The 22,082-nt window shown below is 70.5% G+C and carries 28 protein-coding genes; 13 read left to right on the top strand and 15 right to left on the bottom strand.

Features of this window, described 5'->3' with window-relative positions; genetic code table 11:
• Positions 1 to 253: 253 nt before the first annotated feature.
• Entirely contained in the window at positions 254 to 457 is a 204-nt protein-coding gene (locus tag ABZU32_RS35845; RefSeq protein WP_354929822.1) for a hypothetical protein, read from the top strand.
• 530 nt (positions 458 to 987) lie between these two features.
• Here the strand turns inward: ABZU32_RS35845 and ABZU32_RS35840 are convergent.
• A complete protein-coding gene (locus ABZU32_RS35840) occupies positions 988 to 2,070 on the bottom strand; it encodes a tetratricopeptide repeat protein (protein WP_354929819.1) in 1,083 nt (360 codons plus the stop codon).
• A 257-nt stretch (positions 2,071 to 2,327) separates the two neighbouring features.
• Here ABZU32_RS35840 and ABZU32_RS35835 point away from each other — a divergent pair, with 257 nt between their 5' ends.
• The 3 genes from ABZU32_RS35835 to ABZU32_RS35825 all read left to right on the top strand — a co-directional run bounded on the left by ABZU32_RS35835 (position 2,328) and on the right by ABZU32_RS35825 (position 3,953).
• Positions 2,328 to 2,510, top strand: coding sequence for a hypothetical protein (locus ABZU32_RS35835; protein WP_354929816.1), 183 nt, complete (start codon positions 2,328 to 2,330; stop codon positions 2,508 to 2,510).
• 785 nt (positions 2,511 to 3,295) lie between these two features.
• Entirely contained in the window at positions 3,296 to 3,589 is a 294-nt protein-coding gene (locus ABZU32_RS35830; RefSeq protein ID WP_354929813.1) for a hypothetical protein, read from the top strand.
• A gap of 136 nt (positions 3,590 to 3,725) precedes the next feature.
• The gene (locus ABZU32_RS35825; RefSeq protein ID WP_354929810.1) at positions 3,726 to 3,953 is read left to right on the top strand and encodes a hypothetical protein; all 228 of its coding nucleotides are present in this window, start codon (positions 3,726 to 3,728) and stop codon (positions 3,951 to 3,953) included.
• Positions 3,954 to 4,240: 287 nt separating this feature from the next.
• Here ABZU32_RS35825 and ABZU32_RS35820 read toward each other — a convergent pair whose 3' ends face one another.
• The 8 genes from ABZU32_RS35820 to ABZU32_RS35785 form a co-directional block, all read right to left on the bottom strand.
• Positions 4,241 to 4,546: a hypothetical protein gene (locus ABZU32_RS35820; protein ID WP_354929807.1), complete on the bottom strand. Its 306-nt coding sequence runs from the start codon at positions 4,544 to 4,546 to the stop codon at positions 4,241 to 4,243.
• A gap of 835 nt (positions 4,547 to 5,381) precedes the next feature.
• Complete coding sequence (locus ABZU32_RS35815; protein ID WP_354929804.1) at positions 5,382 to 6,035, bottom strand: hypothetical protein; 654 nt, start codon at positions 6,033 to 6,035, stop codon at positions 5,382 to 5,384.
• A 115-nt stretch (positions 6,036 to 6,150) separates the two neighbouring features.
• On the bottom strand, positions 6,151 to 6,414 hold the full coding sequence (locus tag ABZU32_RS35810; protein WP_354929801.1) for a DUF1883 domain-containing protein: 264 nt from the start codon (positions 6,412 to 6,414) through the stop codon (positions 6,151 to 6,153).
• A gap of 114 nt (positions 6,415 to 6,528) precedes the next feature.
• Positions 6,529 to 7,242, bottom strand: a complete 714-nt coding sequence (locus ABZU32_RS35805; RefSeq protein ID WP_354929798.1) for a hypothetical protein — start codon at positions 7,240 to 7,242, stop codon at positions 6,529 to 6,531.
• A 159-nt stretch (positions 7,243 to 7,401) separates the two neighbouring features.
• Positions 7,402 to 8,880 carry a pentapeptide repeat-containing protein gene (locus tag ABZU32_RS35800; RefSeq protein ID WP_354929795.1) on the bottom strand — a complete coding sequence of 493 codons (1,479 nt, stop codon included), beginning with the start codon at positions 8,878 to 8,880 and terminating at the stop codon, positions 7,402 to 7,404.
• Between the two features lie 246 nt (positions 8,881 to 9,126).
• Positions 9,127 to 9,525, bottom strand: a complete 399-nt coding sequence (locus tag ABZU32_RS35795; protein ID WP_354929792.1) for a pentapeptide repeat-containing protein — start codon at positions 9,523 to 9,525, stop codon at positions 9,127 to 9,129.
• A gap of 2 nt (positions 9,526 to 9,527) precedes the next feature.
• The gene (locus tag ABZU32_RS35790) at positions 9,528 to 10,088 is read right to left on the bottom strand and encodes a hypothetical protein (RefSeq protein ID WP_354929789.1); all 561 of its coding nucleotides are present in this window, start codon (positions 10,086 to 10,088) and stop codon (positions 9,528 to 9,530) included.
• Between the two features lie 148 nt (positions 10,089 to 10,236).
• Positions 10,237 to 10,413, bottom strand: coding sequence for a hypothetical protein (locus ABZU32_RS35785; RefSeq protein ID WP_354929786.1), 177 nt, complete (start codon positions 10,411 to 10,413; stop codon positions 10,237 to 10,239).
• Positions 10,414 to 10,668: 255 nt separating this feature from the next.
• Between ABZU32_RS35785 and ABZU32_RS35780 the strand changes: the two genes are divergently transcribed.
• The gene (locus tag ABZU32_RS35780; protein WP_354929783.1) at positions 10,669 to 11,865 is read left to right on the top strand and encodes a tetratricopeptide repeat protein; all 1,197 of its coding nucleotides are present in this window, start codon (positions 10,669 to 10,671) and stop codon (positions 11,863 to 11,865) included.
• Positions 11,866 to 12,194: 329 nt separating this feature from the next.
• On the opposite strand, the gene ABZU32_RS35775 is transcribed toward ABZU32_RS35780, so the two are convergent.
• The 6 genes from ABZU32_RS35775 to ABZU32_RS35750 form a co-directional block, all read right to left on the bottom strand.
• On the bottom strand, positions 12,195 to 12,431 hold the full coding sequence (locus ABZU32_RS35775) for a pentapeptide repeat-containing protein (RefSeq protein WP_354929828.1): 237 nt from the start codon (positions 12,429 to 12,431) through the stop codon (positions 12,195 to 12,197).
• A gap of 32 nt (positions 12,432 to 12,463) precedes the next feature.
• Positions 12,464 to 13,342 carry a DUF2637 domain-containing protein gene (locus ABZU32_RS35770; RefSeq protein WP_354929780.1) on the bottom strand — a complete coding sequence of 293 codons (879 nt, stop codon included), beginning with the start codon at positions 13,340 to 13,342 and terminating at the stop codon, positions 12,464 to 12,466.
• Positions 13,343 to 13,661: 319 nt separating this feature from the next.
• Positions 13,662 to 14,468 carry a hypothetical protein gene (locus ABZU32_RS35765; RefSeq protein ID WP_354929777.1) on the bottom strand — a complete coding sequence of 269 codons (807 nt, stop codon included), beginning with the start codon at positions 14,466 to 14,468 and terminating at the stop codon, positions 13,662 to 13,664.
• Complete coding sequence (locus ABZU32_RS35760) at positions 14,465 to 15,214, bottom strand: ParA family protein (protein ID WP_354929774.1); 750 nt, start codon at positions 15,212 to 15,214, stop codon at positions 14,465 to 14,467. Before ABZU32_RS35760 ends, ABZU32_RS35765 begins: the two co-directional genes overlap by 4 nt.
• A gap of 179 nt (positions 15,215 to 15,393) precedes the next feature.
• Positions 15,394 to 16,113, bottom strand: a complete 720-nt coding sequence (locus ABZU32_RS35755; protein WP_354929771.1) for a GntR family transcriptional regulator — start codon at positions 16,111 to 16,113, stop codon at positions 15,394 to 15,396.
• 17 nt (positions 16,114 to 16,130) lie between these two features.
• Entirely contained in the window at positions 16,131 to 16,670 is a 540-nt protein-coding gene (locus ABZU32_RS35750) for a UTRA domain-containing protein (protein ID WP_354929768.1), read from the bottom strand.
• A gap of 328 nt (positions 16,671 to 16,998) precedes the next feature.
• On the opposite strand from ABZU32_RS35750, the gene ABZU32_RS35745 reads away from it, so the two are divergent.
• The 8 genes from ABZU32_RS35745 to ABZU32_RS35710 all read left to right on the top strand — a co-directional run bounded on the left by ABZU32_RS35745 (position 16,999) and on the right by ABZU32_RS35710 (position 22,072).
• Positions 16,999 to 17,262 carry a BldC family transcriptional regulator gene (locus ABZU32_RS35745; RefSeq protein ID WP_354929766.1) on the top strand — a complete coding sequence of 88 codons (264 nt, stop codon included), beginning with the start codon at positions 16,999 to 17,001 and terminating at the stop codon, positions 17,260 to 17,262.
• The gene (locus tag ABZU32_RS35740; RefSeq protein ID WP_354929764.1) at positions 17,262 to 18,203 is read left to right on the top strand and encodes a hypothetical protein; all 942 of its coding nucleotides are present in this window, start codon (positions 17,262 to 17,264) and stop codon (positions 18,201 to 18,203) included. Before ABZU32_RS35745 ends, ABZU32_RS35740 begins: the two co-directional genes overlap by 1 nt.
• The gene (locus tag ABZU32_RS35735; RefSeq protein WP_354929762.1) at positions 18,203 to 18,619 is read left to right on the top strand and encodes an SsgA family sporulation/cell division regulator; all 417 of its coding nucleotides are present in this window, start codon (positions 18,203 to 18,205) and stop codon (positions 18,617 to 18,619) included. Before ABZU32_RS35740 ends, ABZU32_RS35735 begins: the two co-directional genes overlap by 1 nt.
• On the top strand, positions 18,616 to 18,885 hold the full coding sequence (locus tag ABZU32_RS35730) for a hypothetical protein (protein WP_354929760.1): 270 nt from the start codon (positions 18,616 to 18,618) through the stop codon (positions 18,883 to 18,885). The genes ABZU32_RS35735 and ABZU32_RS35730 overlap by 4 nt, the downstream gene beginning before the upstream one ends.
• A complete protein-coding gene (locus tag ABZU32_RS35725) occupies positions 18,882 to 19,313 on the top strand; it encodes an ATP-binding protein (RefSeq protein ID WP_354929758.1) in 432 nt (143 codons plus the stop codon). Before ABZU32_RS35730 ends, ABZU32_RS35725 begins: the two co-directional genes overlap by 4 nt.
• On the top strand, positions 19,313 to 19,789 hold the full coding sequence (locus ABZU32_RS35720; RefSeq protein ID WP_354929755.1) for a hypothetical protein: 477 nt from the start codon (positions 19,313 to 19,315) through the stop codon (positions 19,787 to 19,789). Before ABZU32_RS35725 ends, ABZU32_RS35720 begins: the two co-directional genes overlap by 1 nt.
• A 50-nt stretch (positions 19,790 to 19,839) precedes the next feature.
• A complete protein-coding gene (locus ABZU32_RS35715) occupies positions 19,840 to 20,064 on the top strand; it encodes a hypothetical protein (RefSeq protein WP_354929752.1) in 225 nt (74 codons plus the stop codon).
• A gap of 136 nt (positions 20,065 to 20,200) precedes the next feature.
• Positions 20,201 to 22,072 (top strand): hypothetical protein, encoded by a 1,872-nt coding sequence (locus tag ABZU32_RS35710; protein WP_354929749.1) that lies wholly within the window; start codon positions 20,201 to 20,203, stop codon positions 22,070 to 22,072.
• The last annotated feature ends 10 nt before the right edge of the window (positions 22,073 to 22,082 follow it).

Below are 22,082 nucleotides of genomic sequence, written 5' to 3'. Positions count from 1 at the left end.
GCGCGGCCGGGCCGCGCGCCCTTGCGGCCAGCCGGACCGGGCATGCGGCTCTTCGGCCGGTCCCGGCCGGCGCCGCCGGGCGCGCTCCCGCCGACTGGAACTAGGCCGCCGCCAACGCCTAGAGCACATTGCCGAAAGACCCAGCCCTTCGTTCGCTCTGTCGCTGTGCACGGCTGTCCTGCATTTCCGGGGAGGCCAGGACACAGAGCCCCGAACCCGGTAATGTCCCCTGCCGTCTCTTCTCCGCCAGACCATGCGCGCGATCGCCGGATGGTCCGGTGAGGGCACCAGTCGGCCCGCGGTCGGCTGGAGAGAGGAGGTCGCCTTCATGGGCGACGCCCGTGCCGATGGCTCGGATCGCTACTGGCGCATCCGCACCGTGCTGGAGTTCACCAAAGCCGGTGTTTGGATCGTGATCCAGTGCATCTGGAACCGCGGCCGCTTCGGTCCCTTCTGACAGGGACTCAGGGCCCCCGCCGGGAGCCTTGGCCAAAGCCTCATTTTGGCCAAGGTCCGACGGGGGCCCTTCTCGTGCTCGCTCTCGAGGTCCTTCGCTGGCGATCACGCAAGCGACCACGCAAGCGTGGGTGCTTGCGTGATCACGGGGTTTTTCGCAGAGAGAAACCCGGAGCGACGGCCATGCAGCGTAGCTTCTTCTCCGCTTTGGTGGACACGCTTTGGCGGACACCTCATGGCGACCGAGGCAGGGCTACCCCCGGGTAACGACACAGAATCTTCCCTCCTGTCAGATTTTCGGGCGTTCTCGACGACGGTTGAATCAGTGCCAGAGCCAACATTCGCGCGCCGTCGACAGGCGTTGCCGCGCCATCTTCTTCCAGTAGGCGATGGTGGGCGGGGTGGTCAGGTGTCGGGGTGTTTGGCGCCCAGCACCCGCTCGCAGACGGGGCGCAGGGCGAGGTACTGGTCGCGGGCGGCGGCCGCATCCCCCCGTCTCCCCCGTCCATCTGGCGAAGTTGCCCCGGGTGGTCAGGGGTCGTAGAAGGGGCGCAGGGCGGGGTACTGGTCGCGGGCGGCGGCCGCATCCCCCGCCCGCCCCGTCCAGCCGGCGAGGTTGCTTCGGGTGGTCAGGGTGTCGGGGTGTTCGGCGCCCAGCACCCGCTCGCAGACGGGGAGCAGGGCGGCGTACTGGTCGCGGGCGGCGGCCGCATCCCCCGCCTGCCCCGTCCAGCCGGCGAGGTTGCTTCGGGTGGTCAGGGTGTCGGGGTGTTTGGCGCCTAGCACCCGCTCGCAGACAGGGAGCAGGGCGGCGTACTGGTCGCGGGCGGCGGCCGCATCCCCCGCCTTCCCCGTCCAGTAAGCGGCCCTGTGTCGGGTGGTCAGGGTGTCGGGGTGTTCGGCGCCCAGCACCCGCTCGCAGACGGGGAGCAGGGCGGCGTACTGGTCGCGGGCGGCGGCCGCATCCCCCGCCCGCCCCGTCCAGCCGGCGAGGTTGCTTCGGGTGGTCAGGGTGTCGGGGTGTTCGGCGCCCAGCACCCGCTCGCGTACGGGCAGCAGGGCGGCGAGCTGGTCGCGGGCGGCGGCCGCATCCCCCGCCTTCCCCGTCCAGTAAGCGGCCCTGTGCCGGGTGGTCAGGGTGTCGGGGTGCTCAGCACCGTAGTAGGTGGCGAACGCATGATGTATCTGGCTTTGCAGGGTGCGGGCGAGGTGGTACCGGCCGATGTCGGCCAGTTCTTGGGCGACCTTCGCCACGGTTTGCCATCGGTCGATGTCGTTGGTGCCGTTTTGCTGTCCGCCGGTGTGGTGTTCGGCGAGGATGACGCGCTCCCAGGCGCGTTGCCAGCCTGCGGGGTCGGGTTCTTCGCAGGCGAGCACGAAGGAGGTCAGTACGGCTTTGGAGGGGAGTTTGCGGCCATTCAGCATCTCCGAGACGGTGGTGCGGCCCAGGGCGGCCTGCCCGGGGACCACGCGTTTGGCCAGGACGCGTAAGGAGGGGCGATCGGCGCGGATGTGCAGGGCCCGTAGTGCGGCGGCGAGCTGTTGGCGAGTGCGGATGCTCTCCAGGGTGAGCGTGCCGTCGGCGTCGATTGGTAAGGCGGGGTCGTGGTCCATGGGTGAGGGTTTCCTGCGGTGTCCGCTGCTGTCCGTGATTGTCCGCCCACTTTATGGCCTGGTGAGGTGATCTGTCCGCTGATCGCCCGCACCTGCGATCCCCTGTCCGCCGCCGAGCATTCTCTGGCGCCGTAATGGCGCCGGAGTGTCCGCTGACCTGGCCGGACACCATGCGGCGCGGATGTGCTGGAGGCGTTCCCCCTTGTTGCGTGGTGGCCGCCGGCGCGGCCGCCATTGGTGTTCGCCAGGAGGCGTCGATGATGCAGGTGCTGGAGATCGCCGGTCAGCTGGTGCAGTTGGTCGGCGCCGGGGTGGGGTTGTACACCGCGGTGGTGCTGGCCCGCCGGGCCCGGGGCCGGCGCAAGCCCGAGCGGGATGCGCGGCGGCCGTGCCCGGGCGGTGGGGACGGACCCGCCGCTCAAGGCGACCGGGCCGCGTGAAGCGCAGACGTGCGGCGCGGGGAGGGATCGCCCTTTCGGCCGTCCCTCCCTCGCGGTGTTCGGTCGGCACCGTATCGCCGCCCCCCTAATAACGGGACAGAACCGTTGCCCTGACCGGTAAGCCTGAGCCTGTGACCTGGGAGAGTATCTGAGAGGGTCGCAGGACTGCCCGCCCCGCCCCGCATGGTCATGCATCGCGAACATGGTGACCGTGGTCAGCAGGCGAACCGGTCAGGATCTCCTACACTGCACGCACTGCACGGGATCCCGCCGCACAGCACGCTCTACCGAGGTTGGGTTCTCGTACCCCCTGTTCGTCCGCGGCAGGGGAGATCTCCTCACAGCATGCCTCTGCCGAGGTTGTGATCGTGGAACTCGATGCTGCGCGGCGCGGGGCCACGCGCCCTTGCGGCCAGCCGGCCGGGCATGCGGCTCTTCGGCCGGTCCCGGCCGGCGCCGCCGGGCGCGCTCCCGCCGACCGGATCAGGCCGCCGCCCGAGCGCCTGGAGCACATTGCCGAAAGACGCAGACCGCTCTCGAGCACCGGGTCGATCTCTAGAGGCCGACCCTGCTAGACCACCGCTAGATCCCCAGGCTGCGGACCACCGCACGGCCCCACCATCCCCCGGCGAGGGGATGGTGGGGCGCTTCTTCGCGTTCACGGGCTGGCACCGCAGGCACCCCCCAGCATCAAGGTGATCCACGCAGAACCGCCTCCTCTCGGGATCGGCCCTGTACCCTGCACGGGGATATCACTGCGCGGGCACGCTCCGTAAAGTTGCGGTATGACGAGCGAAACGCCCCCGGTGCCCCCGTCATCCCTGGCGGACCGGGTGATCCTCACCGTTCTCACGACGTTCTTCGGCGTCGGCATGACGGCCCTGGGCGCGCTGTATGCGCTGGGAATCTTCCACGCCGACCTTGCCGGACGGATCCTCACCTCCGCGACCGGTCTCCTCGCGGGCTTGCCTGTGCTCGGCTCGGTCGTCAACCACGCCGTCCAAAGGAAGTGGCTCGACGTACCCGAGCCACGAACCGTCCCGGACACCGATGAACGACTCCTTACTTGGGGCGACTAGAACGCTGCTAGACCTGGCACCCCCGCTAGCACCCGATCACCGGGTCCGGCCAGGTGCCTAGCGACCTAGCGGCTCCTCTTGGCAGGCTCCGGAATCGGCCCTCGCAAGCCGGTCAGCATGTCGAGCGGGAAGGCGGGTGGCGATCTACGGTAAGACCATGACGATGGCTGACCCCGAAGCCCATGCGAACATTGCTAACTCGCTGATCGACCAGGCCACCAGCGCCGCCGCGGCGAAACACCCTGCCAGCGAGGCTCTGGCGATCTGCGCCCAAGCTCAGGCGACCCTGGCGGTCGCGGCCGCCCTGGAGCGCATCGGCAACGCGCTGGCCTTCATGGCGGACAAGCCCACCTTCCGTGATTGACCGCACGCAGGTGAAGGAGTTCTTCGTGGACTCGTGCGTTTCGGGCAAGCCCGTGCCCGATGACCTGTCCGACCTGAGCACCTCGCCGTCGACGGCCATCACCCCGTCGTCGAGCCCCTCCAGCTCCAAGTAGCGGCGATGAGAAAGACGCCGCCGGGCGAGCCCGCATGGGCACGATGGGGCTTACTGGTCTTGCGTGCTGCCGTCATTGCCTCGGGAGCGGTGCTGGTGGTGGCGCCCTCGCTCACCGACTCGTTGTCCTGGGCAGAGTCTCCGCGAGGGCTTGGTCAGCCGGCGTTGTGGGCGTGGGTGACGGCGCTCTGGCTGGCGGTCTCCCCGGTGGTGCTGGCCTTGGCGGCCGGGGAACGGTGGCGGCGTGGGTACCGCGCCGGCCGGCTGCTCATCGGCACGTGGGGAATCATCACTCTGGGCTTCATCGTCCAGTGGAATGTCGGCCGTTCATGGCCGGAGCTTCTCCTGAGGCCGCAATGCTGGCCATCATGCTCGTAGTCCTTCGCCCGATCGATCCAGTCGGCGACGCCAGCACCAAGGGGGACGGCGGAAAGGACGAGGAGCCGCCCACCGTCGAGCATCCTGGCCGAAGGTAGGCCAACGGCCTCACCAGGCCCCACAGTGGCTCTCAGAGGCGCTGGGGCCCCCTACACGCTTCACGGGGGGCCGACGTCGACGCGGCTGAGGTTGGACGATCGGCACACTCCGGTACCCGCCACGTCCGCAAGGGTGACGATCCGCAAGTGGGATTCGACAACTGGCGCAAGGTCTTCGAGCGGCTGGAGACCCACATTCCCCGCCCTCATCGAGAACACCGCGGGAGGCAGCTACGCGATGGCGCGCCGCCTGGAACGCATCGCGCGGCTCAGCGCGAGCGCCTGGGATGCCCTTGACAGGGAGGCCCGGCCACAAGCAGATCCACGCGAGCACGAGGACCAGGACGACGAGGACTGAACGAGAACTGGAAACCCGGGTTTCCAGCACGGCCGCGGGGTTGCCGAAAGACCGCGAGCAGCTGCACGGCGACGAGCACCAGGACGACGAGCACGCCTGAGCGGATTGCCGAATTGCGCTCTTAGGTATTAAGGGGCGGCGGCCGGCCGCCGTCGCGGCCGCCGCGCGCCCTTGCGGCCAGCCGGCCGGGCATGCGGCTCTTCGGCCGGTCCCGGCCGGCGCCGCCAGGCGCGCTCCGACCGACCGAACGGGGCCGCCGCCCGACGCCTGAAGCACACTGCCGAAAGATTCGGCTCAGTACGTCATCGCCACAGAGACGGCCTCCCCGCCGCCGTGGGGGCCCGTGAAGTCGGGGCTCTGCCCTGGCCGTGGGTGAGGGCCCACAAAGGCCCTCAGTGGCCTATGGATGCCCCCGTGTTCTATCGCTACCCACGGTGAAAGTGACTGTCGGCGCTCTGTTCTTCAGAATGAGTACGCCTTCGGTTTCCGCTTGTAGCTCACCGGTAGGCGCACCCACCAATGCGCCTTGGAACCGTCGCCAGGGATGATCGGCCGGCCGCAGCTGCACGTCCAGTCGTCACCGTCGACCGCCGCGACCGGTGGCCAGAACTTGAACAGCACCTCGTCGGTTACCGGTTCTTTGCGGTCGTCCGGCCACTGTTCGATGTGGAACCGGTATCCGCGGTTCGGCAGCAGCAGAACCGGCAGACTGATCGGGGCCATGGCACCGTTCGCCAGGATGGCGGTGGCGTGCGCGCGTACCGGGCGGTCGACTTCAATGGTGCCGAACAGATTCTTCGCGCCGGTCGGGCCGTCGAGGGACGTGACGATGGCGGTCTGCTGCGTGGGGTGCAGGCTGCGGTGCGTTTCCTCGCGTTCGTCTTGCCGTCGTTCTCCTTCGATCTCAGAGAGGGCGGCTGCTTCGGTCGCTGATTTTTCTGCCGCGACCGCTGACCTGTCGGCGGCACTAGCAGATCGTCGTGCCTGCACCAACGCTCGCCAAGCCACGATCACGCCCACTGCGGCGATTACGGCGCCGCCGATCGCGATCCAGCGGTCCAAGTTCAACCCGAGCCATGTCCAGTCTGGTGTTGCGCTCGGTGAAGGGGGATTCATGGACCGTTACCGTACCGAGCCGGACGACCAAGCGGCGTCCATGTGAGGCGGAGCAGAGCTGGCGCCGCAGGCTCGCTTCCGCTGACCGGATCAGGCCGCCGCACTGCGGACGCGGTCAGTCGAAGACCTCGGTGACCCAGACCTTGACGCGGTGGCCGTTGCTGTCGACGACGAGATACCAGTAGTCGTCGTAGGGCACTTCCAGGACGACGGGGCTGACGTCATAGAAGCCGCCGTAGTACTCGTACTCGTCGCCGTCGAGATATGCCTGGTAGTGGTCGATGTCCATGAGACAGACCCGGGCGGCCGAGCCGCGCAGCTCGACCTCGAAGCAGGCGCCGCCTGCCCGCGATCCGAGTTCCCAGTACAGATGGTCCACGCCTTATGCTCCCGACCGGATCGGGCCGCCGCTATCCCCGGCCCAGATGGGCTCGTAGGTCGGTCGGGACACCTTGACGGGTACGACCCATGGACGCCCCCGTCTCGCCCCCTGTCATCGGCGTCGAGGCCGTGGCGGCGGCCAGTCGCCGCGATTTGCGTCGTTGACGGCGGCCTCAAGCTGTTCCAGGCGCCGGGTGGCTTCGGCGAGGTTCTCCCGTAGGTCGTCGGTGGGCGGGGGAGGGGCTGGAGAGGGCTGCACGGAGATCACGGTGCGGGGGTGCCGCCTGAGGCCGGACAAGGCGAACAAGGACAGCACGGCCCAGTACATGACGGTGACGCCGGCGGCCAGCCACTGGCTGCCGGGGGGGCTGGCCATGTAGACCATCGCGGTGGTGGCGGCGCCGAACAGGGTCCATCCGCCCCGGGCCGCCCAGGAGTGGAACAGGCTGCACACCCACAACACCATCCCGCAGACGGCCCAGGTCAGCCAGATCGCTCCGGCGTCGGCGCCCAGGCTCGCGGCGTTCGTGGTGATGTACTTGCGGACCGGCTCGGTGACCACGGCGGTCACCTTCCAGTCGGTCACACCGTTGACCAGCGCTGCCCCGCCCTCGGCGACAGCGCTGAGTACGGCCACCACTGCCGAGATGGCGAACGCCAGCATGGCGAGGACCGCTCCGACCACGGCCAGGACGCCCAGCGCGATCACGATGCCGATCGCGATCCAGGCGCGGTGCGCTGAGGAGCCGTATCGTTCGTTGGTCCATTGCTGAAGCTGCTGGTAGCGGGTCTCGAGCCAGTCGGCCGCCGGGGTCATGCGCTCCACCGTGGTGCCCTCCTGAACATGAGGGGGTCAAGGGTGTCAACATGACACGGTTACATCGATCCCGGCGAGAAGTCCTGCGAATCGGTGCGGGTGCTGGAGATCGCCGGTCAGCTGGTGCACCCCTGGCAATCCGGTGAAACACCGCCTCACCCGCCCGGCTCACTCCCCCGCGGCCGCCGCCTCCGGCGGGACCCCGCCCGCACCAGACGACCCCGGATCCGGATCCGGCACCGCGACGGCCACCGCCGGCAACAGCAGACCCGCCGGCACCAGATCAGGCAAACCCCGCGGCGGCACCTCCCACCGGCGGGGCGCACTCAGATCGACCGTGCCGCCGGAGAACACCGCGCGACCGAAGTCGACCCTGCCGCCGGAGAACAGCGCACCGATGAAGTCGACCGTGCCGTCGGAGAACACCGCGCCGGAGAAGGTGACCGTGCCGTCGGAGAACTCCGCGCCGGAGAAGTCGACCGTGCCGCCGGAGAACTCCGCGCCGGAGAAGGTGACCGTGCCGTCGAAGAACTCCGCGCCGATGAAGTCGACCGTGCCGTCGGAGAACACCGCGCGACCGAAGTTCACCCTGCCGCCGGAGAACCTCGCGCCGACGAAGCCGACCGTGCCGCCGGAGAACTCCGCGCCGACGAAGTCGACCCTGCCGCCGGAGAACTCCGCGCTGACGAAGCTGACTCTGCCGCCGGAGAACTCCGCGCCGACGAAGCCGACCGTGCCGCCGGAGAACACCGCGTCGGAGAAGTCGCCGCCATCGAAGACGACGCCGGTGAAGTCGACCGTGCCGCCGGAGAACACCGCGTTGCGGAAGTCGGCCGTGCCGCCGGAGAACTCCGCGCCGCGGAAGTCGACCGTGCCGCCGGAGAACACCGCGTCGGAGAAGTCGCCGCCATCGAAGACGACGCCGGTGAAGTCGAGGTGATGGCCTTGCCAGGAAACCGGGGCGCTCTCGCGTAGGTGGGCGGTGATCAGGCGGATGATGGTGTGCCGGACCTCGCGCAGCCCGGCGAAGGCGAGCCGCTCAGCCTCGGGGGCGTCGGCGGTGGGCTGTGGGGTGTAGGGCATGCGCAGGTAGGCGCACAGCACATCGATGCAGGTCTGGCGCAGCTCCCGGGTGGGTGCGTCGTCGGCCAGCCCGGCCAGAGCGTGCGCTCCGGCCAGCCGCACCGCGGGCGAGTCGTGGCCGAGCTGTCCGGCGGCGGTGGTGAACCGGTCGTTGTGCAGCTTGGTCGCCTCGCGCTGCTCTCCCCGGAGCGCCCGCAACTCCACCTGATGCGCGCGCTGCTCGGCCTGCTCGGCCAGCTTCTGTGCGGCCTCGGCGACCTTCTGCCGCCGGTAGGCCACCACCAACGCCACCAGCCCGCCCACCCCGGCCACCACCGCGAACGCGATCTTCAACAAGTCGAACAACGTGGCCGCGCTCACCTGCGCCTCGGGCTTCAGTCCCTGCACGCCGAACAGCACCAGCCCGCCGACGATCACCCCGCCCAGCAGCACCACCGCGGCCGCCGCCGTGACCGCCAGCGCCGAGCCGATTCCCATCAACCGCAACCCGGGCAGCTCCGCCGGCACCCGCGTCGCCTGCGGGTCCGGAGGCTCACCGGTACCGGACTTCTCCACCTCGCCCATACCGGCCCATACGCGTAGATCCCGGCCGTGTTACACAGCTACGCCTTTCACCTCGGCCTCCGCACCTGAGACCGCCCCACTACGTTGCCCTGCGGCAGCGCGGCCGCGTCGGCGGCGCTACCCCAGCGTCGCCGCTCCGTCGGCACCAGTACGCCACTGCCGAATGATCATGTGGGCCCCCACAGGACCACGGAGACCCCGTATCCCCGTACGCGGTCAGCTGCCACGTCGCACCCGCGGCCGCCGTCATCCCTCGGGCTCCGCACCGGAAACCGCCCCACTGCCTTGCCCCGGCGGCAACCCGACGGCGCCGGTTAGATCCGCGTCGGTTAGATCCGCGCCGGTTAGGGCCGCGCCAGTCAGGTACGCGCGGGTGAAGTCAGCGCCGGTCAGGTCCGCGCCGGTTAGGTCCGCGCGGGTAAGGTCCGCGCCGATGAGCTGCGCGCCATTGAGCTTCGCCTCGGTGAGCTTCGCCTCGGTGAGGTCCGCCTCGGTGAGGTCCGCGCCGATGAGCTTCGCGAAGGTGATGTGCGCGTCGGCGAGGTCCGCGCCAGTGAGATCCGCGTCGATGAGCTGCGCGAAGGTGAGGTGCGCGAAGGTGAGCTTCGCGCGAGTGAGGTCTGCGCCAGTGAGGTCGATTGTCATCCCTAGGAGGTCACGGTCGAGGGCTCGTCGGCCGATAATAGTGAGCGCGGCTTGGATGTCGTCCGGACTTTCGTGCGCGGCGGCTCGCCGGCGCCGGTCGGACTGTCTGGGAGGGGAGGTCGGGAGTTCTCGCGGATAAACGCGGCCAGTACCTCGATAACGGTGGGGTGGTCGCGGGCGGAGTCGCGGGCGATCCGCTCCAGGGCGTAGATGCCGCCCAGCCGGATGTCGAGCTTGTCGGAGCCGAGTTGCTCGATCGCCTTGGTGTAGCGGTCGGTCACATGGCCCTGCTCGCTGAGCTGGTAGGTGCGGCGGGCGGTGTCGGCGTTGCGCGCGGTGTAGTACACCGCCACCAGCGCGATCAACCCAGTCGCGACGGCCAGCGCCCGCCCGCGGATCGCGTCCAGGGCCGCGGCCAGATCCTTGCCAGCGAGCCCGGTCACGCCGTCGAAGTGAGCCAGCACCCACGCTGCCCCTGGGCCGAGCACCCACACCAGGCCGCCCAACAGGACCAGGCCCGCCACCGCCAGGACGACCCGGGATAACCCTCGCCAACGCCTCATCCCCCAACGCTGACCCATCCGCCCACCGCCGCGGCCGGCCTCCGCCGCAGCGTTCGCCGATCGTGACCGCCCGGTGACGGCACCGGGAGAGGCGCTACTGATGAGAAACGCGCCCGATCCCGAAACTGATCGCCGCCTGGCAGGCCGGTCATGCGCCCGCATCTCGCCGCTCGTCCGCACCGCCCGGCCGCGGCGCCGAGCGCTCGCGCCGCACCGGGCGGCGCCGGCCCCGGGCCCGGCGGGCCAGTACCACCGCGGTGTACAACCCCACACCCGCGCCGGCCAGCTGCACCAGCTGACCGGCGATCTCCAGCACCTGCACCATCGACGCCTCCTGGCAAACACCAGCGGCAGCCGCATAGGCGGCCACCACGTAACGAGGGGGGAACGTCTCCAGCACATCGCCGCTCTGCGGTGGAAGGCCAGGTCAGCGGACACACCGGCGCCAATGCAGTGCCAGGGAACGCTCGGCGGCGGACAGGTTGGCGCAGGCGCGGGCGATCAACGGACAGATCACCCCCATAGGCAATAAAGTGAGCGGACAATCACGGACAGCAGCGGACGATGCAGGAAGCCCACCATGGACCACGACCCCGCCTTACCGGCCGACGCCGACGGCGCGATCACGCTGGAGGCCATCCGCACCCGCCAGCAGCTCGCCGCCGCCCTGCGCGTCCTGCACATCCGCGCCGACGAGCCCTCCTTGCGCACCCTGGCCAACCGCGTGATCCCTGGACAGGCGGCTCTGGGCCGCACCACCGTCTCGGAGATGCTGAACGGCCGCAAGCTGCCTTCCAAAGCCGTGCTGACCTCCTTCGTGCTCGCCTGCGGAGAAACCGATCCCACCGGCTGGCAACGCGCCCGGAACCGCGTCAGACTCGCCGAACTCCACACCAGCCCGCCGCCACCACCACTCGACACATCCGAGCCACCGAGCGGCACGATCGACATCGAGCGGTGGCGGATCGTGGCACAGGTGGCTGAAGAACTGGCCTGCATCGGCCGCTACGATCTGGCCTGCACCCTGCAAACCCAGATCCACCACGCGTTCGCCACCCACCACGGCCCAGAGCACCTCAAGACCCTGGTCACTCGGCACGACCTCGCCGACTTGACCGGAAAGGCGGGGGACCCGGCAGCCGCCCGCGACCAGTTCGCCGCGCTACTGCCGGTGTACGAGCGGGTGCTGGGCGCCGAACACCCCGACACCCTGCGCACCCGGTACGACCTCGCCTACTTGACCGGAAAGGCGGGGGACCCGGCAGCCGCCCGCGACCAGTTCGCCGCGCTACTGCCGGTGCGCGAGCGGGTGCTGGGCGCCGAACACCCCGACACCCTGCGCACCCGGTACGACCTCGCCGACTTGACCGGAAAGGCGGGGGACCCGGCAGCCGCCCGCGACCAGTTCGCCGCGCTACTGCCGGTGCGCGAGCGGGTGCTGGGCGCCGAACACCCCGACACCCTGACCACCCGGCACTACATCGCTTACTGGACCAGGGAGGCGGGGGACGCGGCAGCCGCCCGCGACCAATACGCCGCGCTACTGCACGTCGGCGAGCGGGTGCTGGGCGCCGAACACCCCGACACCCTGACCATCCGGTACGACCTCGCCTACTTGACCGGAAAGGCGGGGGACCCGGCAGCCGCCCGCGACCAGTTCGCCGCGCTACTGCCGGTGCGCGAGCGGGTGCTGGGCGCCGAACACCCCGATACCCTGACCACCCGGCTACAACTCGCCTTCTGGAAGAAAACGGCGCGGCGACGCAATTATCGCTAGGCGTCATCGGCGCTGCCGACGTCGTCGGGCTTGGACCGGCCGCCGCCCTCTCTTGGCCAGTGACGCGGACATGACGGTCTGAGCAAGGGAGCCGGGGACGTACGGGGATACGGGGACCCCGTGGTCCCGTAAGTGTTCAGCTGGTGCGTCGTCTGCTCCACCCCGCTGATAGCCATACTTGGCCCTCCGCTCGGGGTCGTGTCACCAGCCGCAAGTAGCCCTGAGTGACGCTGGAACTGCGACAGAAGAGGGCGATAGCTCCGAACCATCGCCCGGTAAGGCGCGGGAAACGCGCCCGATTCCCGTGAGCCATCGGCGGCCGGCCGCTGTCATCCCTCGGACTCTGCACCGGAGGCCGCCCTACCGCCTTCCCCCAGTCGCAGCCCGATCGCGTCGGTGAGGTTCGCGTCGGTGAGCGTCGCGTCGCTGAGGTGCACGCTGGTGAGGTTCGCGCCGCTGAGCCACGCCCTGTCGAAGTCGGCGCCGGTGAGGTCCGCGTCGGCGAGCAGCGCCCCGTCGAGTTTCACGCCGGCGAGCCTCGCGTCGGTGAGCTTCGCGTCGATCATCACGATAGGGCTGCCTTTGAGGGCGGGGCTCGTCAAACCGAGTGACCGTTGCCGTTGAGTACCTCGCGGCGGTACTTGCGGCCGGTGGTCTCGTGCACACCGAGCGCTCGGGCGAGCGCGGCTCCGCTCATGCTCGGGTCTTGAGCGAGCAGGCCCGCCACCATGGCTCGCCGGTCCCGCTCGGTTTGCCCATCACGCACCGGCTCGTCACCGCGCGTCGGCGAGGCCGACCTTGGTGCCGACTCGGGGACATACGTCGCTGGCTCGCCTGAGTCGGATGCCGCCGCCCGCGCGACTGGCTCGGCCACCCCACCCGCTCGTTCCTTGGGTGACTCGCCCCATTGCTCCGCTTGTTCCCTCTGGGATGCGATCGCTGTTCGGCTCAGGGCGGGCGTCTGCTCTTGCCTCCCCGCGTCGTTGGGCAGGCGGTTCGGTTCTGCCGCGTCAGCGAGTGGGCGGCTCGGTGCACCCGAGTCGATGAGCGCTCGGTCGGCGAGTTCGCGGCCCGAGCGCACCACCCACATGATGAGCTCGTAGGAGATGACCAATGCGATCGCCGGCCACGCGGCGAGCGCCGCGGCGAGCGGGCCGCGCTCGATGCCGTGCAGGATGTTGGCTGCGAGCGTCGCGGCGATTCCAAGGGCGAGCGCCCACCGGGCCAGCGCCGGCACCTTGAGCCGGTAGCGTGCGCACCACAGCAACACCATGGAAGATGCGTAGATCATGCCGTCCACGGTGGCCGGCACCAGATGCGCCGACATCTCGTCCTCGGCGCCGTACCTTTCGATCACAGCCACGGCGTGCCAGTACGACACCCACGCCGCCACCGCCGCCACGGCGAGCACCACGACGGTCATCGACACCCGGATCAGCTGATCCCCACCCCGACGGGCCTGTCTGATCTCGTTCACGCGAGGCATGCTTCCATGTCCGATATGCCCGTGTGCCTCGAAGCGTCATAAGCGAAACCCGGACCCGCGCCAGCATCGCGACATGGACCGGGATCGACGGTGTCCGAGCGAGCCGCCGAGTCGTCACCGGCTCGCCGAGCGCTCGCTCCGAGCGGGGAGAATCGCCAAGCGCTCGCCCCGAGCGGGGAACGAGTGAGAAAGGCTCGCGGAGCGCGCGCCGAGCGCGTCGATGCTCTGGATAGGGGTGGCAGCGAGCGCGTCCGCCACCCCTCCGTTGTTGATCTTGTCTACCAAAAACAGAAGTTGGTAGACAAGATCATCATTGTTCGTCGGCAGGCGACAGGTCCGCCTCCAGCTCTGCGGCCGCCTGCCGGAAGCGCGCCGCGAGCTGCCGTGCTTTATCCGGGGCCTCCAGCGCCACTAGGCGCAGACCCCGCAGGTCTTCCAGGGCGCCGAATACGGGCTCATAGCGCGCCCACACCGGCACAGGTTGCTTGTCGGCAGGCGCCTCGATCGCGGCATGGTAGCCCAGATCCGCCGCCGCCCGCTCCAGAGCGGACCCCGACGTGCGGCCGCGTTCCTCGGCGAGCTTCCACACCTGCTGCGCGGCCGCCTCGCCGTGGGCGTCGCCGACCGGAAGGATCGCGCGAAGTTGTCGTTCGTTCGGCACCTCGCCGGCGACGCCCTCCAGCCACTTCATCGCGCGGACCGAGTCGATGAGCTGATACGCGCGAGGCCGCGACATGTCCCACCGGTCGGCGACGTAGCGCTCGAACGACGAGAACCCCGCGGTCTTGTACAGGCCGTTGTCGCGGATCTCCTTCAACGCCGGCCCGGCCGTCAGCCGCCAGTACCGCTCCGCTTCGGTGAGGGCACGCTCGACCTTCACGCGTGCCCGCGAGATGAGGCCCTCGTAGTGGACGAACTGCTCGGCAGGGTCCTGTGCCGTCGACGGCGTGAATTCCGGTTCCTTCGGGATGCCGGTCGACGGCGGTACGACGGTTCCGCTGACGACATGCTCGACGGCGGCGGGCGCGGCCGGCGCGTGCACCGGTTCGGGGGCGGCCCTGTCGGCCTGGCCGACGTTGAGCGCCGCGAAACTCGTGCGTTTCCCCGCGCCCTTCATCGGCTGCTCCGCTGACCGAGCTCGAGCGCCAGCCGGTAGAAGTCCTCGCGAGCCTCCATTGCGACCCGGTTCTTCGGGTACTGCGTGACGACCAAGCCCTCGGCGCTCGCCCGGGTGTGGATCTTGTAGTGGCGGATAACCGTGCGTGATAGCGGCCAGCCCTGCTGAAGGATGAACTGCTCGGTCTGCTCCAGGTCGGCGCGGCCGTCGCGCGGGTCCCAGTTGTTGATGACGACGAGGAACGACAGCCCGCGCGGCTTGACGACCTTCTCGATGGTGTTCCACGTGGGCTGGAACCCCAAAGGCTCGGGCTCGACGGGAACTAGGACGTCGTGGGTGCTGTCCAGCACGACGCGCAGCGCCTTGGCGTCATCGCCGCTGCCGAGAGGGTCGGCCGAGGAGCCGGACCCAGACAGGTCGATCCAGCCCGGGGTGTCGACGACGACGTTCCCGACGCCGGCCAGGTCGGGCATGGTGGCCAGTCCGGCGACGTCGTCGTGGGCCTGGACGAAGTCGAACGGCAACGCGCGGGACTCCGCACGTGCCGGGTCGGTCTCGGACAACTCCTCGAAGACCCGGGTCACCTGGTCCGACCACCAGGTGGCGGAGCCTTGCGGGTCGATGGAGACGGCGACGGTCTTCTCGTCTGGGTGCGCGGTCTCGGCGAGGACGGCTGCGAGGTTGACCGCGAGGGTCGACTTGCCGACGCCGCCCTTCTGATTGAGGACCGTCGTGACCTTGGCCATAGAAAATCCTGTTCCGTGTGCTTCCCAGCCGCAGGCTGGTACTTCGGATGTCGGTAGACGACTATCCCAAGGAAACGACGCAACAGGAAAGAACCTGGTGGGGACACGGCGCGTCGGTGTCTCCGGAGGTGTGCACAGGTCGGAGACGCTTCGCTACGAGGACATGCCCCGTGGTGCCGCTATGACTGCCGATCGGGGATTGTCTGCCGGTACATCAGCTCGTAGAGGTGGCCGCCCTTGATGAGGATGGACACCTCGACCGGGCGGGCGTCGTCGGAGTAGACGACGCGGAACTGGCGGAACACCGGGATCCCCTCGGGCAGCTCCAGCATCTCCGCCTCCTCGACGGTGGGAGGACGCACGGACAGGCGGTCCGCGAACTCCCGCTCGGGATGGCCGAGCTCCGTCAGGACGGCGGGCGCCCCTCCCGGCACCCGTCCACGACGGGCCAGGGCACTGCCGGCCACGAGGCTGAGCGGGTAGTACGACCAGGACACCTCGACGGGCTCGTCGTCTCGGAGCATCAAACGGTGCCGCAGTACGGCGTGGTCCTCGCCGAGCTCGGCGGCGACGTCCTTGGGCGCTTCGACCTCCGCCACGTCGAGCAGCTTGTAGGTGACGCCTCGCTCGGCAGGATCGAAGTAGGCCGCCGTACGCACGACGAACGGCCGTCGGTCTCGTACGAACACGCCCTTGCCGGCCTGGCCGTACGCGAATCCCTCCGCCTGCAGGAGCTTGGTCGCGTTGTGCGCGGTGGCGGGGGCGGCCGAGTAGGTCTCGGCAAGTTCTGCGGTCGAGGGGAGCTTCGCGCCCGACTCCAGTTCACCGGACATGATCTTGGCGCGAAGGTCGGCGGCGATCTTCAGCTGCGGGGGTCGCTTGTCCGACTTTCGGGCCACGTGAGAATGCCTCTCAATCACAGAGTCGTGTCATAGCGCAGATGACGCCCCGGCGCGATCATCTTCATGTCGCTGACCTCGACCGGCGTGCCGTCTTCTGTTCGCAGCGTCCGCAGCACCACCAGGACCCACCCGTGTGCGTCCATCCGCAGCATCTGCCGTTCCTCATCGGAGGGAGGCCGGGCGGAGACGTCCTCCTCGGCGCTTCGTGGCTCGTAACCGAGCTCCCTCAGCAGCGTTACCGCTCCACCACGGATCTTGCGGTTCTCCGCCAGTCCCGTACCCCGGGCAACGACGAGCGGGTAGTAGGAATCGGCGAGCTCTACCGGCTGGTCGTCGAGGAGCACCGTTCGGCGGCGGACGATCACGCGGCTGCCTGGTGGGAGTTGGAGCCGCTCGGCGACATCGTCAGGAGCGACGGCTTCCACCACCTCGCGAAGCAGTTGAGTGCCGGTGCCGCCATGCTGGGCCGCCTCCTCGGACCAGGCGTCCCCCTGTCCTGCGGAGCGAGGACGGACGTACGGCGTGGAGGTGCTCACCCATGTGTGCTCGCTCAAGCCGCCTCCTGCACAGTCCGACACCACGGCCTCCTGCCTCTCCACCTTACTCGGCAGGCAGTAAGGCATTACCGGCAGGACCTTCCGGGCGAATCGTACAACAGAACCTTGCTGGCTTACATGAATGGCAGTAAGGTAACTCGCGAGCGCCTAGAGGGTTAAGGGATTTTCAGTAAGGCGAGGCCTTCGAATGCCCTAACGCCCGAATCGACGGCAGTGTCGGTGGCCTGTCCCCACATCGACCCGTCGACAAGCGCGCACATGGTTGCGGCCTCGGTGTTCCAGCACCGAGGCCGCGTGAGTCGAGATCGTCGAGAGGAACCGACTCATGCGCATTGTCGCTGACGCACGCTCGATCACTGAACCGCTGCTGACCTCCGCAGAGGTCGCCGCCGTGTTCCGTGTCGACCCCAAGACCATCGCCCGCTGGGCTCGCGAGGGCCGTATCGCGGGCATTCGTACCCCTGGTGGGCGGTTGATCCGGTACCGCGAGTCCGATGTGCGGGCCGCGCTCGAGGTCTCCGTGACCGTGCCGGAGGAGTCCGCCGTTCAGGAGCCCGACGGCATTGCCGCGCTGGCGGTGAGTGCCTGATGAGCACTCCGACTCCGATCTCGGCCCCTGAGCCGGACGATGTCGCGCAGGGCTTGGCCGCGATCGAGCGCTACGTCGCCGGCTACGCGCCCAGCACGTCGCCCCCGCCCCCGCCCTCGGCCGTGGCCGCTGAGGCGGCAGGCGAGACCAGGCGCGTCCGGGAGCTGCGCGCGGCGGTGGCCGAGGCGCACCGCCTGGTGGAGCTTCAGGAGGACGAGGCGCCGCTGCTGGTCGACACCACCAGGGTGCGCAAGCGCCGTCGCGCTGCCTACGAGGCCGCTCGGCTGCATGAGCTGGCGAGCGACCCGGCGGCGCTGGCCTACCGCGACCAGCGGGTGCGCCGGGTCAGCACGGTGATGACGATGACCGCCGCGTGCATCGCTCTGGCGGTCAGCTCCATCGGCGTGCAGCACTCCGTCGCGGAGGGCCTGGCCCTGCAGGACGGTTCGCCTACCTGGTGGGCGGCGTTCGGGGTGGAGCCCGCGCTGTCGCTGCCGCTGCTGGCGGCGGTCGGGGTGCAGGCGTACTCGGCGATGCGGGGCCGGGTGGTGGACCGCAAGAGCGCCGAGGGCCGCAAGCTGGCCCGCACGGAGGCTGTTCTCCTGGCGTTGACGCTGGTGCTGAACTGCTGGCCTGCGTTCGCCGGGGTCTGGCGTCTCGATCTGCTGCCGCTGATCGTGCACAGTCTGGGCCCGGTCGCCGCGGTGGTGGCGGTGTGGACGTTGCCGACGCTGTGGTCGGTGCTGGCCGTGCTGCCTACTGCTGCCCCTACTGGTCCTACGTACAGGGCGAACGTCGATGCGGTGATGGCTCGGGTCCGCGAGTTGATCGCGGCGGGGACGCTGCCGGCGAACCCCAGCGCCACCCTGATCCGGCGGACGCTGCGGTGCGGGATGGACGACGCCCGCGCCGTCCGGGACGCCCTGGCAGGGGGTGCGTGATGGGTTCCCTGATCGAGCGGGCGGTGATGTTGTGGGAGCCGCCGCCGTCGATGTACACGCGCCAGGCGGTGCTGGTGTACGACGTCGCCGACCCGTACGCGGTCGCCGTGTGTTTCGCCAGCCCATCGGGGCGGACGCCCGGCATTGAGTGGCGGTTCGCGCGCGAGCTGCTGGTCGACGCCGTGGAGCTGGGCCGCGAGGTCGGCGAGGGTGACGTGCGGGTGCGGATCGACCAGGAGGGCTGGATCACCCTGGTCATCTACCCCGAGGCCGACTGCGGTCTGCCGCTACTGGTGCAGCGCGAGGTCGTCGCGGAGTTCCTGGCCGCCTCCTACGCCGCGGTGCCGGTCGGCACCGAGTCGGCGCGGATCGACTGGGACGCCGAGCTGGCGCAGGTGTTCGGGGGTGCGGCATGACCACCCTGACCCCTGCCACCGTGACCGCTGGGGCTGTGCTGGGTGAGCGGGAGCGGCTGGTGCTGCTGGCCGCCGAGCACGCCGCCCTGTTGGCCGCGGCCCGGGCCGGCGTGGCGGCCGCCGAACTCGGCCACCCTGACCCGCTGGCGTTCATCCGCCACGAGCTGGCCGAGCGCGGGCAGCTCCCGCCGGCAGGCGCGCGCCCGGTGGAGCTGCTGGCCGTGACGGCGGCCGCGCGGATGGCCGGGCAGGTGAGGCAGCGATGAGCCCGCTCACCCTCCCCGCAGCCGCGGTGGGCGCCGAGCTGCGCCTGGTCGGCACCCCGTTCAGCGTGGGCCAGGCCCGCGCCCTGGTCGCCGGGATGCTGCCGGGGTTCGGGCGGCTGGATGAGGTGCTGCTGGTGGTCAGCGAGCTGGCCACCAACGCCGTGCTGCACAGCGCGAGCGGCGCCGCCGGTGGGACGTTCACGGTGCGGGTGGAGCTGGAGGCCGGCGCGGTGACCGTCGCGGTGGTCGACCAGGGCCCGGCGCTGGTCCCGGCCCGCCGCCCCGACGGCGAGGGCGGGCACGGCCTGGCCCTGGTGGCCGAGCTGGCCGACGCCTACGAGATGACAGTGACCGAGCACGGGCGCACCGCCTGGTGCCGCCTGGACTGGCCGACCCCTGTCGGCCCTGACCTGGGAGGACCCCTGTGATGAGCACGAATGCGTCGTCCGGGCCGGAGTGGTCGGGAGACATGCTGGACCGCCCCGAGATGGTGGAGGCGTTCGCCACGCAGCTGCGGCGGCTGCTGTCAGAGCAGGCCGAGTACGTGGCCCGGATCCGGCGGGATGCCGAGGCGATGTGGCGAGCCAACCCGCCGGAGGGCTACGGCTCGTTCGAGGCGTGGTGGGCGCACCGCCGGGTGGCCAGTCCGTTCGCCGAGATTCAGCAGCACATCGAGAAGGCGGCGCGGCTGACGTTCGCGCTGGAGGCCCGCTACCGGCGCCGCCGCCACGAGATCCCCGCCGCTCGTCAGGCCGCCGCCCAGGCCCGGCAGGCTCCGGCGCTCCCGCGCGGTCAGGCCGCCGCCGGTCGTCCGGGCCAGCCCAGGCCGCGGAGATCGCGCCCGGCCCCGGCCGCGGCGGAGGACGGGTTCATGGACATGATCCGCCGCGACCGCCCGGCCTGACCGCCGGGCCCCCGACCTGCTGCCTGCTCTGACCTGCTGAAGGAGATGCCGTGAACCAGCCGATGACCAACGCCGAGCGGCGTGCGTACAACCAGCGGCGGCACGCCGAGCGTCGCCGGGAGTTGGTGGCCGACCGCGGCTCGCAGGGGCTGGCCGAGCTGTGGTGGGACCAGGCCCGCAAGATCGCCCGGGACCGCGCCGCCCAGGGCGATGAGGGGGCGTGGAACGACCTGGCGCTGACTCTCGCCAACTACTGCCGACGTTACAGCGAGTGACCGGCGATCTTCATGTTCATCACCGGATCGGTCCTCGCGTGCGCGTAATGCGAGCGCACGAGCGCGCGAGCGCGTGCGCGCGCGAGAGTAGCCATTCCGGTCACTGTCCGTCAACACCCTGAGAGGAGCGCACATCGTGAGCGACGACACCGACGAGATCAACGTCGTGCGGCTGCGGCCCCGGTCGGGTGGCCCGCCGGTCCCGCCTCCGCCGCTGCCTCCCGAGCCCCGCCCCCTGATCCCGGCCCTTCCCCGAGGCGGCCCCGCTGAGGAGCAGGACGGCGGGGAGCCCGCGGCCGGCTCCTGGCCCGCGTTGCCGACGGCCGCGCAGATGAGGCCGCCGCTGCCCATGCCTGAGCTGCCCGCGCTGATCCACAGCGCCGATGACAGCGATGAGGCCGAGCAGGACGGCGGGTTCGCCCTGCCGGCGCCGGAGGACCCTGAGGCCCCGACCATGCGGGAGACCCTGGCGATGTGCATGGCGCTGGTGACGGCCATGGGCGTGGCCGCCGCTCAGGGCATGTGGCATCGGGCCCGGCACCGCCAGGCGCTCGCCGACCAGGCCCGGGCCAGCGCCGACCGGTCGGTGGGCAGGGCGGCGGCCGGCGCGCGGCACGTGGCCGGCTCGCACGGGGGCCCGGGCTCCAAGGGCTCGTCTCTGTTCCGCTCTCCGGGCGCCGCGCACGCCTCTCGCCCGTTGGGCGGCCGTTTCGGGCCTGGCGGGCCTGGTCGTCCGGCCGGGGCGGGAAAACCCGCCAGCGGCCCGCACAGCGGCGCACATCGCGGGTCGCGTAAGGGGCCGGGGCTGTTCGGCGGCGCGGGCGCGCCGAAGTCCACGAGGGACAAGACCGGCCGGGGCGGCAAGACCACCGAGGCCCGCGGCAAGACCGGCAAGGGCGGCGGCGGGTGGTGGCCGCGCCGACGTGCGGACGCCGGGCCTGGCACGGCGCCGAAGGGCACGCCGGGGGCGAGGGTGCCCAAGGCCGGGCCGGGCGGCAGGACGACCTGGGTGGACCGGGGCACGCCACGGCGGATGCTCAAGGCCGGGGCTGAGGGTCTCAAGCGCTTGACGGGCGGCGCGGAGGGCGGCGGCAAGCTGCGGTCCAAGGGACCTGGTAGGCGGCGGTTTCGCCGGCTGGCCGAACGTGCCGGGTGGGTGAGGCGCTGGCGGCGCAGGTCGCGCGCTGCGTCCACGCCCGCGGCGGCCGAGACCACGTCGGCGGAGGAGACCACGACGCCGCAGGGTTCGCCCCGCCGCCACGGCCGCGGCCGTGGTCGTGAGGCCGGCGGCCGGTCGCGGTGGCAGCGCACGGACAGGCCGGGGGACAGACGGCAGGACAGCCCGCCCCCACCGCCGCCCCCTCCGCCGCCGCGGTGGGAGTGGATGCGGCCGCCGCCGGCGGGCGAGGAGCCGGTGCGGGTGACGGTGGAGCGGGTCGACCAGCCCGGCCGGCGGTGGGAGCCGGAGGCGGCGGCCCTGCCGATGCCCACGACGGCGCTGCCCGCGCCCGGGTCGCCGGACACCAGCGCCGTGCCGTCGCAGACCTCGATGCCGCAGATGCCGCAACCGCAGGAAGGAGACAGCGCCGTGCCCGTGGTGCCCGGGGTGCCGGTTCGGACCAACACCCAGTACGCCGATGCCGAGCTGACGATTTACGACGTGATCGACGCTGACGCCGACATGGCTGAGGAGATCACCGAGGGCGTCGCCGACGCCGTGGCGGCCGCCGAGGGCTGCGATCAGCTGATGACCCGGTTGGAGGCGTTGCACGCCAAGGTCGTGGAGCTGCGGGTGCCGGGCGTGCTGGAGGGCCTGGTGGTCGCCCTGATGGACAAGACGAACACGGTCAAGGCCAAGGCCGAGGCCATCGCCGCGGGCCTGCCCACCGCGTCGGAGGCGATCGCCATCGCCGGTGCCAACGCCGCGGTCCGTCACCAGCCGCTGGCCGATGCGGTCCGCGACGCCGGCCACATCCGTCCCGCCGAGCGCGACTACCACAACGACTAGCAGGAGGGTC

It is taken from the genome of Sphaerisporangium sp. NPDC005288 (genome assembly GCF_040607475.1).
GTDB classification, from domain to species: domain Bacteria; phylum Actinomycetota; class Actinomycetes; order Streptosporangiales; family Streptosporangiaceae; genus Sphaerisporangium; species Sphaerisporangium rhizosphaerae.
The sequence above is the reverse complement of the archived record's forward strand: the minus strand, read 5'-3'. Positions and strand labels throughout refer to the sequence as shown.

Bases quoted from the DNA above. Each gene is read 5' to 3' on its own strand.
- ABZU32_RS35760 (WP_354929774.1), bottom strand. From the start codon at position 15,214: ATGGCCAAGGTCACGACGGTCCTCAATCAGAAGGGCGGCGTCGGCAAG.
- ABZU32_RS35790 (WP_354929789.1), bottom strand. From the start codon at position 10,088: ATGAGGCGTTGGCGAGGGTTATCCCGGGTCGTCCTGGCGGTGGCGGGC.
- ABZU32_RS35745 (WP_354929766.1), top strand. From the start codon at position 16,999: ATGCGCATTGTCGCTGACGCACGCTCGATCACTGAACCGCTGCTGACC.
- ABZU32_RS35730 (WP_354929760.1), top strand. From the start codon at position 18,616: ATGACCACCCTGACCCCTGCCACCGTGACCGCTGGGGCTGTGCTGGGT.
- ABZU32_RS35835 (WP_354929816.1), top strand. From the start codon at position 2,328: ATGATGCAGGTGCTGGAGATCGCCGGTCAGCTGGTGCAGTTGGTCGGC.
- ABZU32_RS35775 (WP_354929828.1), bottom strand. From the start codon at position 12,431: ATGATCGACGCGAAGCTCACCGACGCGAGGCTCGCCGGCGTGAAACTC.
- ABZU32_RS35720 (WP_354929755.1), top strand. From the start codon at position 19,313: ATGAGCACGAATGCGTCGTCCGGGCCGGAGTGGTCGGGAGACATGCTG.
- ABZU32_RS35830 (WP_354929813.1), top strand. From the start codon at position 3,296: ATGACGAGCGAAACGCCCCCGGTGCCCCCGTCATCCCTGGCGGACCGG.
- ABZU32_RS35785 (WP_354929786.1), bottom strand. From the start codon at position 10,413: ATGGTGCAGGTGCTGGAGATCGCCGGTCAGCTGGTGCAGCTGGCCGGC.
- ABZU32_RS35820 (WP_354929807.1), bottom strand. From the start codon at position 4,546: ATGCTCGACGGTGGGCGGCTCCTCGTCCTTTCCGCCGTCCCCCTTGGT.
- ABZU32_RS35795 (WP_354929792.1), bottom strand. From the start codon at position 9,525: ATGACAATCGACCTCACTGGCGCAGACCTCACTCGCGCGAAGCTCACC.
- ABZU32_RS35735 (WP_354929762.1), top strand. From the start codon at position 18,203: ATGGGTTCCCTGATCGAGCGGGCGGTGATGTTGTGGGAGCCGCCGCCG.
- ABZU32_RS35815 (WP_354929804.1), bottom strand. From the start codon at position 6,035: ATGAATCCCCCTTCACCGAGCGCAACACCAGACTGGACATGGCTCGGG.
- ABZU32_RS35840 (WP_354929819.1), bottom strand. From the start codon at position 2,070: ATGGACCACGACCCCGCCTTACCAATCGACGCCGACGGCACGCTCACC.
- ABZU32_RS35800 (WP_354929795.1), bottom strand. From the start codon at position 8,880: ATGGGCGAGGTGGAGAAGTCCGGTACCGGTGAGCCTCCGGACCCGCAG.
- ABZU32_RS35845 (WP_354929822.1), top strand. From the start codon at position 254: ATGCGCGCGATCGCCGGATGGTCCGGTGAGGGCACCAGTCGGCCCGCG.
- ABZU32_RS35780 (WP_354929783.1), top strand. From the start codon at position 10,669: ATGGACCACGACCCCGCCTTACCGGCCGACGCCGACGGCGCGATCACG.
- ABZU32_RS35725 (WP_354929758.1), top strand. From the start codon at position 18,882: ATGAGCCCGCTCACCCTCCCCGCAGCCGCGGTGGGCGCCGAGCTGCGC.
- ABZU32_RS35765 (WP_354929777.1), bottom strand. From the start codon at position 14,468: ATGAAGGGCGCGGGGAAACGCACGAGTTTCGCGGCGCTCAACGTCGGC.
- ABZU32_RS35740 (WP_354929764.1), top strand. From the start codon at position 17,262: ATGAGCACTCCGACTCCGATCTCGGCCCCTGAGCCGGACGATGTCGCG.